General features: G+C 54.2%; 18 protein-coding genes. 11 read left to right on the top strand and 7 right to left on the bottom strand.

The features are described from left to right. Positions 1-154: 154 nt before the first annotated feature. Both J2Y91_RS20910 and J2Y91_RS20915 read left to right on the top strand, forming a co-directional pair. Positions 155-886 (top strand): dTMP kinase, encoded by a 732-nt coding sequence (locus tag J2Y91_RS20910; protein ID WP_133623433.1) that lies wholly within the window; start codon positions 155-157, stop codon positions 884-886. Positions 887-1,016: 130 nt separating this feature from the next. After that, a complete protein-coding gene (locus J2Y91_RS20915) occupies positions 1,017-1,877 on the top strand; it encodes a 5'-methylthioadenosine/S-adenosylhomocysteine nucleosidase (protein WP_133623432.1) in 861 nt (286 codons plus the stop codon). Positions 1,878-1,941: 64 nt separating this feature from the next. Here the strand turns inward: J2Y91_RS20915 and aphA are convergent, their stop codons facing one another. The 4 genes from aphA to J2Y91_RS20935 all read right to left on the bottom strand — a co-directional run bounded on the left by aphA (position 1,942) and on the right by J2Y91_RS20935 (position 6,058). After that, positions 1,942-2,661 (bottom strand): acid phosphatase AphA, encoded by a 720-nt coding sequence (gene aphA, locus J2Y91_RS20920; RefSeq protein ID WP_133623431.1) that lies wholly within the window; start codon positions 2,659-2,661, stop codon positions 1,942-1,944. A gap of 20 nt (positions 2,662-2,681) precedes the next feature. Beyond that, the gene (locus tag J2Y91_RS20925; protein WP_133623430.1) at positions 2,682-4,028 is read right to left on the bottom strand and encodes an OprD family outer membrane porin; all 1,347 of its coding nucleotides are present in this window, start codon (positions 4,026-4,028) and stop codon (positions 2,682-2,684) included. A gap of 672 nt (positions 4,029-4,700) precedes the next feature. Then, positions 4,701-5,171: a DUF1198 family protein gene (locus tag J2Y91_RS20930; RefSeq protein ID WP_133623429.1), complete on the bottom strand. Its 471-nt coding sequence runs from the start codon at positions 5,169-5,171 to the stop codon at positions 4,701-4,703. A gap of 23 nt (positions 5,172-5,194) precedes the next feature. Further along, on the bottom strand, positions 5,195-6,058 hold the full coding sequence (locus tag J2Y91_RS20935; protein ID WP_133623428.1) for a helix-turn-helix domain-containing protein: 864 nt from the start codon (positions 6,056-6,058) through the stop codon (positions 5,195-5,197). Between the two features lie 179 nt (positions 6,059-6,237). On the opposite strand from J2Y91_RS20935, the gene J2Y91_RS20940 reads away from it, so the two are divergent. After that, complete coding sequence (locus J2Y91_RS20940) at positions 6,238-7,140, top strand: DMT family transporter (RefSeq protein WP_133623427.1); 903 nt, start codon at positions 6,238-6,240, stop codon at positions 7,138-7,140. Positions 7,141-7,360: 220 nt separating this feature from the next. After that, positions 7,361-7,681 (top strand): hypothetical protein, encoded by a 321-nt coding sequence (locus tag J2Y91_RS20945; protein WP_133623426.1) that lies wholly within the window; start codon positions 7,361-7,363, stop codon positions 7,679-7,681. 74 nt (positions 7,682-7,755) lie between these two features. Here J2Y91_RS20945 and J2Y91_RS20950 read toward each other — a convergent pair whose 3' ends face one another. Next, positions 7,756-7,959, bottom strand: a complete 204-nt coding sequence (locus J2Y91_RS20950) for a hypothetical protein (protein WP_133623425.1) — start codon at positions 7,957-7,959, stop codon at positions 7,756-7,758. A 369-nt stretch (positions 7,960-8,328) separates the two neighbouring features. Here J2Y91_RS20950 and cspE point away from each other — a divergent pair, with 369 nt between their 5' ends. The 7 genes from cspE to dcuR all read left to right on the top strand — a co-directional run bounded on the left by cspE (position 8,329) and on the right by dcuR (position 13,143). Beyond that, positions 8,329-8,541, top strand: coding sequence for a transcription antiterminator/RNA stability regulator CspE (gene cspE, locus J2Y91_RS20955; protein ID WP_048917283.1), 213 nt, complete (start codon positions 8,329-8,331; stop codon positions 8,539-8,541). A 634-nt stretch (positions 8,542-9,175) separates the two neighbouring features. Continuing rightward, complete coding sequence (gene ycgZ, locus J2Y91_RS20960; RefSeq protein ID WP_048916274.1) at positions 9,176-9,421, top strand: regulatory protein YcgZ; 246 nt, start codon at positions 9,176-9,178, stop codon at positions 9,419-9,421. 187 nt (positions 9,422-9,608) lie between these two features. Beyond that, on the top strand, positions 9,609-9,902 hold the full coding sequence (locus J2Y91_RS20965; RefSeq protein ID WP_133623424.1) for a hypothetical protein: 294 nt from the start codon (positions 9,609-9,611) through the stop codon (positions 9,900-9,902). 122 nt (positions 9,903-10,024) lie between these two features. Beyond that, positions 10,025-10,273 (top strand): biofilm/acid-resistance regulator YmgB/AriR, encoded by a 249-nt coding sequence (locus J2Y91_RS20970; protein WP_048916275.1) that lies wholly within the window; start codon positions 10,025-10,027, stop codon positions 10,271-10,273. 105 nt (positions 10,274-10,378) lie between these two features. Beyond that, entirely contained in the window at positions 10,379-10,612 is a 234-nt protein-coding gene (locus tag J2Y91_RS20975) for a YgdI/YgdR family lipoprotein (protein ID WP_048916276.1), read from the top strand. Positions 10,613-10,789: 177 nt separating this feature from the next. Next, entirely contained in the window at positions 10,790-12,427 is a 1,638-nt protein-coding gene (locus tag J2Y91_RS20980; RefSeq protein ID WP_133623423.1) for a sensor histidine kinase, read from the top strand. Further along, the gene (dcuR, locus tag J2Y91_RS20985) at positions 12,424-13,143 is read left to right on the top strand and encodes a two-component system response regulator DcuR (RefSeq protein ID WP_133623422.1); all 720 of its coding nucleotides are present in this window, start codon (positions 12,424-12,426) and stop codon (positions 13,141-13,143) included. The genes J2Y91_RS20980 and dcuR overlap by 4 nt, the downstream gene beginning before the upstream one ends. On the opposite strand, the gene J2Y91_RS20990 is transcribed toward dcuR, so the two are convergent. Next, positions 13,124-14,119 (bottom strand): FAD:protein FMN transferase, encoded by a 996-nt coding sequence (locus tag J2Y91_RS20990; RefSeq protein ID WP_436232199.1) that lies wholly within the window; start codon positions 14,117-14,119, stop codon positions 13,124-13,126. The genes dcuR and J2Y91_RS20990 overlap by 20 nt on opposite strands. Positions 14,120-14,280: 161 nt before the next feature. Then, complete coding sequence (locus tag J2Y91_RS20995) at positions 14,281-17,058, bottom strand: flavocytochrome c (RefSeq protein ID WP_133623421.1); 2,778 nt, start codon at positions 17,056-17,058, stop codon at positions 14,281-14,283. Between the last annotated feature and the right edge of the window lie 470 nt (positions 17,059-17,528).

Consider the following 17,528-nt stretch of genomic DNA (forward strand, 5'->3'; position numbering starts at 1 on the left):
AATTTGCCCAATGCTAAGTGATCTTTTCACCCATCGATTTGCGTATAAGTGCGGTAGCAGAACTATTTATTTTTATCGCTATTTACACCGCGCTCGCTTGAAGCGAAAGCAATTAGCGCGTATTTTTTCCAGGTGCAATTTAAGGAATAAATTTATGCAATCCAAAATGCCCCCGCTTATCGCGGTTATTGGCAGTGATGGTTCAGGGAAGTCCACCGTGTGCGAACATCTGATTAAGCATTTAAATAAATACGGGCCATCGGTCAGAATTCATCTCGGCAAGCAGGCCGGCAATGTGGAGCGTGCCGTGATTAAACTTCCCCTTTTAGGAAAAATGCTGGCCACAACCATCCGTCGTAATAAAGTCAAAACCGCCAAAGTGCTGCCAGGAACATTGCCAGCGGCAGTGATTATGTTTTTTGTGTTACGGCGGCTATGGCGCTTCAGGCATATGCTGGCCTGTCGCCGCCGCGGATTGATCGTGGTCACCGACCGTTTTCCGCAGGTACAGCTGCCAAACACCTATGACGGCACTGTTTTCCCCGCCGCGGCGTCGGGTAGCTGCGCTGTTAACTGGCTGGCACGGCAGGAGCGCCGCGCATTTCACTGGATGGCACAGCAAAAACCGGATCTGGTGATTAAACTCCATGTTGACCTCGAAGTGGCCTGCGCGCGTAAGCCCGACCATCAGCCAGAGTCGCTCGCGAAGAAAATAGCTGCCACGCCGCTGCTCACATTTCAAGGGGCACAGATTGTCGACATTGATGCGAATCAGCCGCTAAAAAAAGTGCTTGAAGCGGCAGTAAAAGCCGTCGCGGATTTTATGACGGCTCGCTCAATAGCCCTGGCCTGTGAACACCCGTCGGATAAAAATTCGAGCACCTGAACCTTGTTGCGAACAAGCCTGGCCAGCAGCTCAGAAGAATCCCAGCCTGCGGCTAAAACCCTCAGTAAGCAGAGTCAAATGCGTATAATGCCAGCCAGGAATCGTTCTCTAACAACGGGTGGATCTTTTCATGTCAACACGATTATTTACTGTTTCTGCGGCAATCCTTGCTGGATGTGCCCTGTTAACCCCGCTGCTCACCTTCGCCGCTGATGACATTGCGCCAGCACCGATTGTGATTCAGGGAGCAATGCCCATTGAAGCCGAGCATTTTGCGGCGAGGCTCGACAACGCCAGGCTACAGCAAATCGGCGAGTGGCGCTTCTGGAAAGGCACCGTTGAGGGTTACCCGGTTATCGTTTCCGAAACCCTAAAAGGCATGTCGAATGCTGCTGCTGCCACCGCACTGGCGGCCGTGGAGTTCAAGCCCGTCGCGATTATCAATCAGGGTACTGCAGGCGGCCACGACCCTGCGCTCAACGTTTACGATATTGTGGTCGGCAAATACTCGGTCAACCTGGGCGCGTTCAAAACCCCAGCCCAGGCAGCAGGCCAGGGCAGCCATGCCCTTGACTGGAAGCCAATGGATTTGCTGGCGTCAAAAGGCAGCGCGGGCGAGGATAAGAATGCGCACAGCATCCGTCAGTTTGCCGCCGACCCGCTGCTGCTGAAAGCCGCAGAACAGGCTATGCCAGAGTATAAAAACGGGAAAGTCGTCGAAGGTGTTATCGGTTCTGCCGACGTCTGGAACAGTGAACTGGACCGCATTCGCTTCTTCCATGAGCATTACCAGACGTCGGTTGAAGAGATGGAAACGGCCTCCGCCGCGCAGATCGCCTCCCTGTTCAATATTCCGTTTATCGGCATCCGGGTGCTGTCAAACAACATCACCAATAATGGCAAATACGATGCGAAAACCGGCCTGGTCTGCCAGGACTATGTTTACGAGGTGTTGAAAGCCTGGATCAAAGATAGTCACGCCCAGCAGTAACCCTTCACCAGCACCAGTCGGGGACCAGCCCGCCTGGTGATGGTGGCCACGAGCGAAATCTTAATTAATAATCAGAGTTAATCAGCACTCTTTCGCCATATGCACCGTTCCGCGGCAGCGGCAGGTTGGAGGAGTTCAACGCTCTGAGCACCCGGATCCCTTCTGCCCCAGCGGCGCGGGCATCGGTAATGTCGCTATCCGCATCACCGTAATAAATTTGAATATGGTGGCTGCGAATATCATTCACCTTCGCGCCTTTGCCTGGCGCGGTGAAAATCACCGGGTTCATCTTATCGGCTGCAATCCCAAAGTCTTTGGCAATCTGCGAGCTGATCGTTTCATGGCCGCTCTTCGGCTTGGGTCGCCCGGTGATAAACCAGATGCGATCGCCGCGCTCAAGATGCAGTTTTATTAACGCTTGCGCAGATTTTTTTGGCACCGAAAACGCATCCCACCCGTTGCTTACCTGCTCCCAAAACTCATCATTTTTGAGAAAGTCATTGCTGCCGGGAGAAAACATCTGCTGGCCGTGATAGAAGGCAGGTGTTGAGTAGAACACCGTATCATCAATATCAAAGCCAACATCAATCGGCGCTTTACCCTGCAGCCCTTCGGCGATCTGAGCGGTGGTGATCCAATGAATCGCATACTGCTGATTGAGCTGTTGTAGCGTGGCACCCGCCTCTTTCACCTCTGGCACCTCTGCAGCGCTCCAGGCCGGGGCAGTTGAGAAGAGTGAAGCCAGCAGCAGCAAGGCCGGTTTATGACGTAAAAACAGGGACATCTCTCATCCTTATTGTGGCGTTAGAACAGGTTAAAAGCGTAGTCGATTTGGAAATCAATCGAATGATTTATCGCGTGTTTAGGTTTCCCTTCTGCGCTGAGAATCGGGCGATTTTTTTGATTCTGATAATTCCAAGATGGCCCACCAGAGAGCTGGAAACTGAGTTTTTTCACCGCCGACGGCTGCCATTTTGAGAAGAGAATAGTTTCGCCGCGCCGGATAGCATGATCCCGATACTTAATGCCCCAGCCGAAGGCGCTCTGCAGCCCCAGCTTGATTTCCGGCGTCACGAGATATTCGGTGGTCCAGGCCACCATTTTCTCATTGTTGACGACATAGTCATTGCCCCAGGCATCGGCCATCGAAGAGAACCGCCCACGGCTGTTTTTCGCCATATGGCGCTCAAAATAGCCAAGGCGATCGCTGGATTTCGCTTTGGTATAAGAAGCGCCAACCTTATGTTTCCAGCTTTTCTCGCGCCACTCAACATAGACGGACGGATGCCAGGCATCATTGTTGAACGGCCGATAATCTGCACTCATCGCTTTCCAGTTTTTCAACGCATGATTGTAATACAGCATACCTAATACATTGACCTGATTGCCGGACAGCGCCGCAGGATGCCAGCCCAGTTCAAGCCCATGGCGTTGCAGGTACTGCTGGCTTTCGCCAAAGAAGTAGAGCGCACTGTACCCCGGCTGTTTGTACAGCAGCTCGCCGGTAGAGAGGTGGCCGATCTCTGTTTTGCGGTCCGCCGTGGCGAAGTGGATCTGCTGCGGCGCGCCTCTGTCGCTGTAGCGCGTTAGCCAGGCGCCGCGCAGTACCCACGGCCCCGCGCCGCTGTCCATGCGCCAGCCCTGATAGGTGCTGGGAATAGTGCGGCTGGAGTTAGTTATCGCCCCCCACTGATGGACGATTTGCCAGCCGGAATAGAGTTTTAAATAGCTGTCGTCGCCTTCCAGCTTCGCTTTAGCCAATAGCTGGCCCAACTTATGGAACCCCCTGGCGTGGCCGTTATGGTTATACAGCACACTGCGCCCGGCGAAGTCATCGCTGGCCGCCAGTTTGAACACCTGATAATAAGAGGCATCAAGCCCGATAATATCGGCAAAATAGCCGGAGGTATAATCCAGCGATATTCCCTGCCCCCAGGCTGTCTGCACCGAGCTATCTCCAGAATCTGAAGTATTCAGATTCTTAAATTGATTCCTGAAGGAGATTTCCGCGTGACTGTCGGTGATAAAACGACTTAATGAGTCAGTTAACTGCAGGGAGGAAGTTTCGAAGGCGCAGAGTGGCAGCGGCGCCAGCGTGAATAGCGCAGCAGAAAACAGGAACGTAGGTTTACCGGATAGCGTCAATAACATGCGTGAAATCCTTTTCTTGTTGATTAATGGCTGAACTCCTGTCAGCGGGCGGTGCAATAATATCAAAACGTTCCGCAGGTAAAGTGATAAACCTCACAATTAACCATTATTACTGGAAAGATTCAGCACCATTCAACAACTATTGAAGCTATTATTATCGCTTGTCATTACTTGTTACGGCATGCTTGCGATATTTCTGGCGTAATAAATTGCGGGCGGACCGAAATAAAAGGTCCGTCCATTCGTTGTAGAGGTCGACCACTGAGGGATCCCCAGAAATGACTTCCATCGCTAAACGTCCGCAAACCGGTCTGAGCTCAGCCTGAGCACGCCGGAACGGCAAAAGACGCTCCCTGCGGGCCTCGGCACGCGGCATCCCTGCCGCGTGACGTCCGGCTTACCTCAGGCCAAGCTCATCCCCCACTCGCATCGTGCTCGCTGTAGGTTTTAAACCGCGGCGCTGAGGCTTTGGGTGCAAGGAGGGAGGGCTGATTGCAGCAGGCCCACGGCCAGGGATGGCCGTGAGCCAGGCTACAGGGATGTATTCATGCCGGTGCGGTAAGCAGCCCTCCCTCCTGAAACCGGGCACCTGTCATCCCGCAACACTATTCAAATCAATTTTTATGGAGATACCTCAGGGATCGACCCTCTGTTCCGGTCGACCCGTCAGCCTCAGTGCAGCGTCGGGAACAGCGGTACGACATTGTTACCGTCAGTCGCGGGAAACCTGGCGTTATAGCGCAGGCGAAAGTCATGCATCTCCTGCGCATCCGGTTCAATCTCGCGCAAGAAATTCAGCGCCAGCCGCACATGCTCGGCAGCGATCTCGGTCGGCAGATAGGCTTTGCGCAGCACCCCGCGCCAGAAGGCGATGCTCTCATCCGACTCATCAACAATAAACACCTGGTAGATAAACAGCACGCTGGCGGCATTGGCGAGGTGGCTCTCATTTTCCACCATCAGATAGTCAACGAACTCCTCGCCTGCGCTTTTCCCCATCAGGCTCATCAGCGACTCGACGTACACCGGATCGAGATTGAGCCGCCGGGTTAACGCCTTCGCCGCACGGCGCGGGCGCGAATTCAGCACGCGAAAACCAATAATAAACACCACTACCAGAGTTAAAAGCATCAGCCAGATCATGCACTATCCTGTTGAAAATTGAATCAGCCGCGCAGGGCGGAAGGCGTCATGCCGTATACGCTTTTAAAGCGATTGCTGAAATGACTTGAAGAGTTAAAGCCGCAGCGCAGCGCGATCTCGGTCAGCGGCAGCGCGCTGTGGCGCACCAGCTGTTCGGCCTGCGCCATACGCCGCTGCATCACATACTGGTGCGGGGCCAGCCGGGTTGACTGTTTGAACATGCGCGCAAAGTGAAACTCGCTCAGATCCGCGACCGCAGCCAGCTCCCCCAGCGTCAGGGCATTGCCCAGATTGGCATCAATAAACGCCAGCACGTTACGCAGCACAATGGGTGCCAGCCCGCCGCGCACCGTTGGCAGCTGCCACTGTACTTCGCTGTAGTGCTGTAACAGGTGGGTCATCAGCAGCGTTGAGGCGGAGCTGAGCGTAAGCTGGTTGGCGTTCTGCCGCCAGTCGCTGCTCAGCAGGAAGTGGCGATAGAGCTGGGTAATGCGCTCATCCTGCTGGAACACTTTTTCATCCAGCGCGATGCTGGCCGGGCTGCGGTCCCAGATCTGCAGCGCCAGATTTTTCAGGTGCTGGTCGGTGCAGTAAAGGTGGACAAAAGAGAACTCGCCGCGAATATCCCACGTTGACTCGCTGTCCTGCGGCATCAGGCAGAAGCGATCCGGCGCGCCGCCGTTCTGCCAGCCGGAGCGGGTTTTATGCCAGGTGTCAAAACCCGCCTCAACGTACAGGCTCAGCGTATGGTGGTCGCTCTTTTGCGTCACGCAGTCGAAATCATTGCGCCAGGCCGCCAGCTGGATCCCGCAGCCAAGCTGCACGTGGCCCTGCAGGCGCGCGCGATGCTGACTGAGATTTTCAAAGGCCTGATAGACGTTTTTCATGGCAACCGATCGCAAATTGACAGGCGTTCAGTTTAAGGAGCCTGACCGCCGGATACCAGATGTTAGCGATTCGCCGGCAAAAAAAAGCGCAAGATTTTGCAAGTCACCACAGCCTGCTGCAAGTCAGCGGTGGGCAATCGGGCCACACTACGCGTAAATCCCAGGATATTGAGGTAGCCATGAACGCGTTATTGTATTTTTTAGTGGTGGTGATTTGGGGAACAACCTGGATTGCGATAGTGATGCAGCAGGGGGTGGTGTCAATCACCGTGTCGATTTTCTGGCGCTTTCTGCTGGCCGCCGCGGCAATGATGCTGGTGCTGGGCGTGCTGGGCCGCCTGCGCAAACTCTCCCTGCGCGACCACGCATTCTGCCTGTTACAGGGCTGCTGCGTGTTCGGCTTTAACTTTGTCTGCTTCTATCATGCCGCTTCCTATATCAGCAGCGGGCTGGAGTCGGTGATTTTCTCGATGGCTGTGCTGTATAACGCCGTTAACAGCTGGATCTTCTTCCGCCAGCGCCCGCACCCTAACCTGCTGCCCGCCGCCCTGCTCGGCATGACCGGTATCGTCGCGCTGTTCTGGAACGATCTGGTTAGCACGCAGATGGCACCGCAGCTGCTGCTCGGCGTTGGCCTGAGCGCGCTGGGGACGTTCGGTTTTTCGCTCGGCAATATGATCAGCACCCGCCACCAGCGGCGCGGGCTGGAGACGCTCTCTACCAATAGTTACGCGATGTTTTACGGCGCCATGGTGATGGCGGGCATCAGCCTGTTTCACGGCGACCGCTTTATGCCGGAGCTGTCGGCGCGCTACCTCGGCTCGCTGTTTTATCTGGCGATATTTGGCTCCGTGATCGCCTTCGGTGCCTATTTTACTCTGGTGGGGCGCATTGGGGCCAGCCAGGCTGCCTACAGCACACTGCTGTTCCCGCTGGTCGCCCTGACCCTCTCAACGCTGTATGAGGGCTACATCTGGCACCTGAATGCAGCGATCGGGCTGGTGTTGATTCTGCTGGGTAACCTGGTGATGTTTGCCAGGCCGGGGCTGTGGCGATTTGCTCAGCGCGCCGCCTCTTCCTGACAACGTCATGGTTAGTATGAGAAATAAAATAATCACCGATGAAATGAATATCGGGATAAATTAGACAGTACTGTTAACCATTATTGTTGAAAAATTTTATTAATCGTTTCACATTATTAATACCATAATCTTTCGCCCGGTTAGCCGGGCGACAGATATCGGCACAGCACCTATACTTCCTTTGGTAGTAAATATATGTAACCAACCAAGTGGAGGTCTTTTGACTATTTCTGATGAAGATGAACTGCACCACGTCATGATCGGCGAAGCCGCAATGAACCTAATCTTCAGCAGGGAAGAAGTGAGTACCGGTTCGCTCATCAACCAGCTACAGCACATGGCGCGACTGGAGGAAGATGATGACAGACTACTCAAGATTTGGGCGGCGCGGAAATGGCTGTTGCAACACAAACAGGGCAGCACAGACGCTTATAAAAAGCCGCACTGGCTCACCGCCGGGACGGAGCATGCAGACCCCGGCAACCGCGAGGCTGATATCCGCCTGCATCGTTTTTCCGATAGTGAAAATATAGAATCGTAACCGGCTGACCCGCCGGACACTTTCAACCTTAACGTCAGGGATGACGTTAACAGAGAACATCGGGCACGCTTCAGTTAGTGAAAGCTCTCCAGCAGATAGCGGAACGCCTGCAGATAGATATCTTTAAGGCGTGATTCTGAGGCTTGCTCACTGTGAGCGTGCAGCGTCAGCAGGACGCTCTTTTTGTCCAGCGCTTTACCGCTGGCGATTAACTCGGATACTGCGCGTCCTATTACTGCATAAATTTCCGCTGGATAGTGGTGATCTTTGCCGTGCACGTGTACCCCTTGTGTGACTGGATGTACAGACAGTATAGCATTTGACAAAACCGCTGCGCTCTCAGCACCACCAATCCGTACAACACGCGGATTTATGACCCTGTTTTCGGAGTAATCCGGATTTGGTGAATCAAAACGCCTCAAAAAAATTTAAATAATTAAACCTTGCTAATGAAGACCAGCCATGTTTTTATAGCGTCATCGGTTTGGAATACAGACCTTATGAAGCAGTTTTAGTAAAGCAGTCCTCAGTTCAAGTGTTATCCATAGATATCCTTTCTCATGAGCCTCCTCCTAAGTGCCCAATAAGTAAAACTCTGAAAACAGGCCTTCTGCCACACTGCGTGGCTCAAAATTAAGGAAATATTTATGTCTAACAAAATGACTGGTTTAGTAAAATGGTTCAACGCTGATAAAGGCTTCGGCTTTATTTCTCCAGAAGACGGCAGCAAAGATGTGTTCGTACACTTCTCTGCAATCCAGGGTACTGATTACAAAACCCTCGATGAAGGCCAGAAAGTTGAATTCACCATCGAGAATGGTGCTAAAGGTCCATCAGCCGCTAACGTAGTCGGTCTGTAAACCTTTCATTATTCCCGGCTCACAATCGCGATGACGGCAGCAGCCTGAGCAGATGAGCAGGTAATATGAGAAACGGGGAGTGCCTTGCGGCACTCCCCGTTTTCGTTTACGCGCCCCGCCCTCACTAATCCTCTGTTTACTCTGCCTTATTTTTTCCAAGACCCGGCTTGTATTCTTAATCCTCTCGCGTCGTCACAATGCCTGCAGATAGAGAGTGCTGCGGCGTAGCCATACCACTGCCGCTAAAATCTTTCTTTGCACTGTTGCAGCGGTCGGAGAAGGAGCATTGCGCCCTGATGATTGGATACGCGGCGGCATAATTTACACTCACTAAGACCAGAATTTTCCGATAGTTTAAACGCCGCTTGCTTATTCCTTCACAAGACTGGTCTTGGAATAGTTTTTGTTTACAATAATCCCCGCCGCATTACCGATAGTTTCCGGACGCTGTACAGCTATCCTGTACACCCAGAGCATCAACATAACCCTATGATAATTATCACTTAGCACTTTTTGCACAAAAATGAAAAGCATAAATATTCACTATTCCTGTACAACGCGTCAAAAGATGTATAACTTTGCATTCAGAAATATTTGACCATAATTTGAACTTTACGACTGAGGGGCATTTAACATGCGTCAGGACAACTCCAACCCGAAGATTGAAAATGACATCAGCCGTTACTTTAATGAAGCCATCCTGCCCTCCCAGCAGGAAACTCTTGGCCAGATAGTGGTTGAGATTTTACGCTCAGGACGTAACCTTAACCGCAAAGCCATCTGTTCAAAGCTGCTAACGCGCCTTGAACTGGCGACCGGGCACGAGCAGGAACGCCACTATCAGGAACTGATTGGGCTACTGTTTGGTCGCGGGGACTGAGTTTTAAGCACTATGTTTGCTGAATTACCACTTTTTAGTGTGCGTTACGTTACAGCTCAGTCCGACAATCTGACCGGCCCGGACGCCTGACTTGAGCAGGCGTTTTATGACCGGCATGCAGGTACCTGGATAACAGGTTTCTGTGGGCATCTTCGATGTCCCGCTTCACTGATTCAGAGACGTTGGTATGTATAAAAACGAAGAAGAGAAATTAGCCGATATTGTGATGGGCGAGGCTGTCATGGTCCTGCTCTCAAACGATGCTGCCATCAGTAAAACTGCACTTATCAGACAGTTACAGGACATGGCGGCAGCAGAAAAAGAAGGGCTGCGTCAGCGCGCCTGTCGGCGTGCTATCGCCGAAGTCAGACAATCTCAGGCCCAGGAGCAGAACCGCCAGACGCATGAGATCCGCGACCGCGATAATGTCACCCATCTTTTTACCAGTGAAGGCCCGGTTAACGGTGCAAAGAAACATTAAGACTTTTCTGTGAGTTAACTACACTTGGTTAAGTTTTTTACCTGCTGACGCCCGCGAACCCAGCCGTTCTCGTCAGTGCGTTTTCATCTCGGAGAATTTCTCCTATTAAGAAGGCTACCTCTATGCAGCAGCAATCAACAGAATCCGAAATCGTCGCCTGGTTTCAAGGGGGAGGAGAAAAGTACGCCCAGGAATCTCAGGCGCTCGGCGGCGTGATCAGGGATCTGATCGCTACGGGTCAACTGGTTAATAACAAGGCGATCATTCTGAAGCTGATTGAGAAGCTGGAAACCACTTCTGACGTGGTTGAGCTAGACGTTTACCGCCAGGTGCTGGAAGTGGTGGTTGGCCTGACCCCGGACGACGCGTAACTCTCAGGGTTAACAAGGCCGTTTTTATTCCGGCGGCCTGCAAAATTTCAGTTTTCATCTACACTTACAGGTTGTTGACTTTATTCACCTATAAGGAAATTAACGATGAAACAGAACATCTTTAAAACCACTGTGATTGCCGCACTCTCCGTATTTGTGCTGGCGGGTTGCTCCTCTAACCAGACGCTTAATACCACCGATGGCAGAACCATTGTCACCGACGGTAAGCCGCAGATTGATAATGATACCGGTCTGGTCTCTTATAAAAATGCGCAGACGGGTAAAACCGAACAGATTAACCGCGATCAGGTTAAGAACATGAGTGAACTGGATAACTAACTCGCTTAAAGCCCCGCCAGGGGCTTTTTTGATCTCCTCAGGGCACTTACCGCCCCCTTGCTCTCACCACCCCTGCCCTTTACATTACTGGCTGCGCTTTGCAAAACTCTGCTGAAGAGGATGTCTGATGTCTCGCTACCCACTCGCGCTGTGCGCCCTGCTCTTTTCGGAGTGCCCATGAACGCCCCACAGCAAGCGAAAGCGCTGCGCAAGCGCCCGATGAAACTCAGTACCTCCGTCAGCCTGATGGTCAGTGCGGTGATCGCCACGGTGCTGCTGATCGTCCATCTGTTCTATTTTTTTCAGATCAGCGACGTAACGCGCGATGCGGTGAAAGATAAAGCGCTGGCGGTGGCGCGCACGCTGGCGGATTCGCCCGATATCCGGCTTGGGCTGACACAGTCGCCAGACAGCGACATTATCCAGCCGCTGGCCATGGCGGCGCAGCGCAGCAATGACCTGCTGTTTGTGGTGGTGACCAATATGGACGGCGTGCGCTTCTCGCATCCTAAGAAAGAGCTGATCGGTCAGCATTTTATCGGCAACGACCTCATCCCTGCCCTGTCCGGCCGCGAGAATATCGCCATTAACCACGGCAAGCTGGCGGAAGCGCTGCGCGTCTTTACGCCGGTGTATGACAGCCAGCATAAGCAGATTGGCGTGGTGGCGATAGGTATCTCGCTGAGCGAAGTGGTACAGCAGGTGAATAAGAGCCGCTGGAATATCCTGTGGACCGCCCTGTTCGGCATGCTGGCCGGCGCGCTGGGCACCTTCCTGCTGGTGCGGGCGGCCAAGAGCATTCTGTTCGGGCTGGAGCCTTATGAAATCTCCACCCTGTTTGAGCAGCGGCAGTCGATGCTGCAGTCAATGAAAGAGGGGGTGATTGCCATTGACGATTGCTCGCAGGTGACGCTGATCAACCACGCAGCGCATCTGCTGTTTCGCGAGACCGGCGCGCAGGCCGCAGAGCGCGATATCAGTGCGGTGGTGGCCGACTCCGGCCCGCTGATCGCCAACCTGCATGAGGTACTGCAAACCGGCAGGCCGAAGCGCGATGCCGAGATTGATTTCAAGGGTCACCCGCTGCTGTGCAACACCATGCCGGTACGCAGCAATGGCGCCATTATTGGGGCGATCTGCACCTTCAGGGACAAAACCGAGGTCAGCCAGCTGATGCAGCGCATGGACGGCCTGGTCAACTATGTCGATGCCCTGCGCGAGCGCTCGCACGAATTTATGAATAAGCTGCACGTGATCCTCGGCCTGCTGCACTTAAAAAGTTATGGCAAGATGGAGGATTATATTCTGAAAACCGCCAATAATTACCAGACGGAGATTGGCTCCCTGCTGGGGAAAATTAAGTCTCCGGTGATTGCCGGATTCCTGTTAAGCAAGATGGGCCGCGCCTCCGATACCGGCAACCAGCTGATTATCAGCGATGAGAGCCTGCTGGCCGACAGCGGCAATGAACAGCAGGTGGCGGCCCTGATCACCGTACTCGGCAACCTGATTGAGAACGCGCTGGATGCGGCGGGCGATCAGGGTGAAGGCGAAATCAGCGTGCTGCTGCACAGCCAGAACGGCTGGCTGACCTGCGTGGTCAGCGACGACGGCCCGGGCATTGCAGAGGAGCAGCTGGAGGCGATTTTCGCGCGCGGCGTGTCGTCAAAAGGTGAACAGCGCGGCGTCGGGCTGTTCCTTGCCCGGCAACAAACCGAGAGCCTTGGCGGCAAAATTATTGTAGAGTCCGAACCTGGCGTTTATACGCAATTTTTTGTACAACTGCCCTGGGATATAGAGAGTAAAAGCGCATGATCAATGTTTTAGTCGTCGATGATGATGCGATGGTGGCAGAGCTGAACCGCTGCTATGTCGCACAATTACCCGGTTTTCACTGCTGTGATGTGGCCTCAACCCTGCAACACGCGCGGGACCGGGTGCTGGATCCGGAATTCGCCATCGATCTGATTTTGCTGGATGTGTATATGCAGCAGGATAACGGGCTGGACCTGCTGCCGGTACTACGCGAAGCGGGCCGCGCCATCGATGTGATTGTTATCTCCTCCGCCGCCGATGCCGCCACCATCAAGCAGTCGCTGCACTACGGCGTGGTTGATTATCTGATTAAGCCTTTCCAGTTTGCCCGTTTCGAAGAGGCGCTGACCGGCTGGAAGCAGAAGAAGACGCTGATGGATAATCATCAGTTCTACGAGCAGGCCGACGTTGATCAGTTGATCCACGGCAATCCTGCCGCCGCGGAGGATCCCAAGCGCCTGCCGAAAGGGTTAACGCCGCAGACGTTACGCACCCTGTGCCAGTGGATTGATGCGCACCCCACGGAGGAGTTTTCCACTGACGATCTGGCAGCGGCGGTGAATATTTCTCGCGTCTCCTGCCGTAAATATCTGATCTGGCTGGCGCAGGTCAATATTCTGTTTACCAGCATTCACTACGGCGCCACCGGCCGCCCGGTGTACCGCTATCGCCTGCAGGCGGAACACAGCGCGCTGCTTAAGCAGTATTGTCAGTAAGACGGTAGCGGGCGTCTGACAGCGTAAAGCGGAACTGGCGCTGCGATGAGCAGATCACCTGCCGATCGCGGGTAACGAAGATGGCCTCAATGTGCGGATAGTCGCCAAGGTAGGCGAGGCCTTTTTCGACGCCCATGCCGTACATCAGGGTGGTCCAGATATCACCGTCAATCGAGTTTTCAGAAACAATCGTGACGCTCAGCAGCTCGTTATCCAGCGGGTAGCCGCTCTGCGGGTCGAGAATGTGATGGTATAAGCGCCCGTCGAGCTCGAAGTAGCGCTCGTAGATCCCCGATGTCACCACCGATTTTCCCGTGACGTTTATCACACCGATCAGCTCATCATCGCGGCCAAACGGCTGTTTCAGACCAATGCCCCACGCCTGCCCGCCACTGTCACCCAGCGTCTGCACATTGCCGCCGAGATTAATCAGCGCGTGCGCCACCTGCTGCTGGCGCAGATAGTCACGCACCACGTCGGCAATGTAGCCTTTGGCAATCGCGCCGAGGTCAATTTCCATACCGGCCTGCTGCAGAAACACCGAACGCGCCCCGGCATCAAGGATCACCTGCTGCGGATCGGTGAGCGCCAGCAGGCCACGCAGCTCGCCGGCGGGCGGCACGCTGCTGCCCTGAAAGCCAATTTTCCAGCGCTTAACCAGCGGGCCAATGGTGAAGTTAAAACTGCTGCCCGGCAGAACGCTGACCGCTCTGGCGCGGGCAATGAGGTCAAACACCGGCTGGCTGACCACCACCGCATGCTGACCGGCGGCGTGGTTAATCGCCATCACTTCCGACGCATTGCGGTTAACGGTTAAGCTGTTTTCCTGCTGCTTGATCAGCCGGAAGACGTTGCGCGCCAGGGTTTCATCGTGGTCGAACAGCTTGAGCAGGATGGGCGAGCCCATCATCACGGCGGAATAGGTGTAAGAACCTGCAGGCATGGTGCCATCCTCCTGGCAAAACGGGCGAGGCATGCCTCGCCCCTACGGATTGTTGCGCGTTAAACCTCAGGGGTCGGGCATGCCTCGCCCCTACGGATTGTTGCGCGTTGAACCGCAGGGGTCGGGCATGCCTCGCCCCTACGGATGGTTGCGCGTTGAACCGTAGGGGTCGGGCATGCCCGACCCGCCGTTGATTACTGTTTTGCGTAATTCGCCGCGTTACGCCCGGCCAGGATCCCGAAGATAATGATATCCGCGACCGCGTTACCGCCGATGCGGTTAGCACCGTGGATGCCGCCAACCACCTCACCCGCCGCCCACGCGCCGTGGATCACCTGCTTCTGCGCATCAAGCACCGCGGTATCGGTGTTGATGGTGACGCCGCCCATCGTGTGGTGGACCCCCGGGGCGATGCGGATAGCATAATAGGGCCCCTTGTTCAGCGGGTGACGCAGCGCGGTGGTGCGCCCGAAATCCTCATCCTTCTGCTGCGCAACAAATTCATTGTAGCGCCCCAGCGTGGTTTGCAGCGCTTCCTGGTCCATATTCAGCTTCACCGCCAGTTCGTGCGGGGTCGGGGCGCTAATCACAAACCCTTTGGCGATATATTCGTCGGCGGCTTTGTTAGCCGCACGCACCTGGTCGTCAAAGATAATCCAGGCGCTTTTTTCCGGCAGCGCGATGATCTCCGCCGACACTTTGTCGCGCGTCTCCATCTCGTTATAGAAGCGCTGACCGGCCTGGCTGACCAGAATCGCCCCGCCGCCGCGAATCGCTTCGGAGACCAGGTAAGAAGTGGTCTGCTCAACGGTAGGGTGGATCTGAATCTCGCCCATATCGACGGTATCAGCGCCAATCTGTTGCAACAGTGCGATGCCGCTGCCGGTGGCGCCTTTATGGTTGGTGGTCACAAAGCCGTCCAGCTCAGGGCGGTATTTCACCACCATTTCGCGGTTGGCGCTGAAGCCGCCGGTGGCGACGATCACGCTTTTAGCGTTGAGAATGCGGCTGTCGTTGTACTCATCCACCACCTTCACGCCGCTCACCGCGCCGTTTTCAACCAGGATTTCGGCCACCGAGGTTTCCAGCAGCACTTCAATTTCACGCTGATTGACGTTTTTCACCAGGCCGCTAATCAGGAAGCCGCCGACCGCTGAACGGTCCGCCGGACGGTGGGTACGATCGATGCTCATGCCGCCGGTAATGGTGATGTCGTTGAGTTCAATGCCGTGGTTTGCCAGCCAGTCGATGGCTTCCGGGGCCAGGTCGACAAACTCGCGCAGCAGTGCAGGATTGTTTTTAAACTTGCCGCCTTTCAGCGTCTCTTCGTAGAACAGCTCTTTGCTGTCCTCAATGCCTTTCAGCTTCTGGAAACGGGTTTCCGCCGCGTTCATCCCGACCGAGGCTTTGATGGTGTTGCCGCCGATGGTGGGCATCTTCTCGATAATCACCACGTGCGCCCCGGCTTCCGAAGCCTGAATCGCCGCCGCCAGGCCTGCACCGCCGCTGCCGACCACCACCACATCGTAGTTCTGCGGTGCCTGCGGGTTGCCGCCCTCTTCAATCACATGCTCCTTGCTGGAGGTGGTCAGTGCGCGGGAGACCGCTTTTTTCAACGCCTCACTCTGGGTCGTCGCCCCGGTGATCGCATCCACGTGCGGGCTGTTAGCCACCAGCATGCGGCTACGCAGGCTTTCAAAGGTGGTGGTGAAGTCGACGTCCAGCGTGTCGTCCGGCACCAGGGTGATATCGGTGATACGGTCGGTGTCGAGCACCACGTTGATGCGCAGCTTAAGCGCTTCGGCTTCCACTTTTTCCTGATAAACCCCGGCCTTGTATTTACGGCCGCCGGTGCTGACGTCGCGGATCATTGCATCGACCAGCGAGAAGCGCCACAGCGGTTCCGGGATGTTAAGGGCTTCACGCTGGGTGCTGTCGATAAACAGCTCCAGGTGATCATTTTTGATAATGCGGTCGGCCCAGTCCGGGTAAGCAATACAGGCTTTACCCACGGCAACCAGATCGAAGCCGTGCTCCAGCGCGCTTTCCGCATCGGCTTTATTCACCACGCCGCCGACGCCAATCACCGGCACTTTGGCCAGGGTTTCAGAGCGCTGCGCGAGGTATTTAGTGATTAACGGCGTTGGGTCTTCGCGGTCGACAATCGACGGGCGCAGCAGCTGGCCAACGGAGAAGTGGACATAGTCGAGACCGCGCGCCGCCAGTTTTTCTAACAGGTACAGCGTGTCATCCCAGCGGATGCCCGGGACTTCCAGCTCTTCCGGCGAGAAGCGATAGCCGATAATAAAGGACGGCGCGGCAAAGCGTTGCGCCATTTTATGGGTGATCTCCAGCACTTCCAGCGGGAAGCGCGCGCGGTTATCGCGGCTACCGCCCCACTTGTCATCACGCTGGTTGGAGTTAGGTGAGTAGAACTGCTGGATAAGATAGGTGTTGGCACCGTGGATCTCAACGCCGTCAAAGCCCGCTTTAATTGCGCGGTTCACCGCATCACCGAACTTGGTGATCATCACCTCCACTTCTTCTGCCGTCAGCGCCTGCGGGGTGGTGGCGCCTTCACGCGGCGCGGCAATGGCGCTGGGTGCCACGGGGGTTCTGCCGCCAATCAGCTCAGGCTCCACCATGCGGCCGCCGTGGTAAATCTGCAGAATCGCTTTCGAACCTTTTGACTTGATCGCGTCCGCAATTTTGCTTAAACCGGAAATTTTGTTGTCGCTGTCAATGGCAATGGCACCCGGGAACGCCGGGCCTTTCGGGTCGATAAAGCAGCATTCCACAATCACAGTACCAATGCTGCCCGCGCGATCGCGATAGTACTCAACCAGCTCGCTGGTTACCGTACCATCATAAAATCCGGTACAGGTAGTCATCGGCGCCATGAGTAAACGGTTTTTAAGTACGGCGCCATTTGGCAGTGTCAGCGGGTTAAGGATCGGGGTGATGGTATTCATTTAGTGAACTCCGAAATTTAAAAGTTTTGAATTCTTTGTTGACCGATTTCTTATAATTATTCTGTGGTCCGATGTCATGGGATTAATATACCAATTAATTTAGCTACAATAGTTATTTATTTAGTTTTTTAACTTTTAAATAAATCCAGCCAATAATTCACGTAATGATGAGAGTAATTGTCATTCTAATTGTTAACCAATAGTTTCCAAAAATCAACCTTTCGTTCACATCATAATAAATACCATTAAATTCAAATTCTTATGCAAATGATACTGGCATTTTATTGTACCTGGCTTTAGGTTATGCCACCCTAATCGACGCAATCCCCAAACCTGCCATCGTCTAATTAACGGCGATTGTTAAAAAATAAAATCACAAATTTATTTTTATTGATCTCGATCAAAGTCTATATTTAGAGAAGTATCATTATATTCCTATCCACCCAGTAAATAAGCTCAGAAATTATCGG

This window comes from Erwinia aphidicola (assembly GCF_024169515.1).
Lineage (GTDB): Bacteria > Pseudomonadota > Gammaproteobacteria > Enterobacterales > Enterobacteriaceae > Erwinia > Erwinia aphidicola.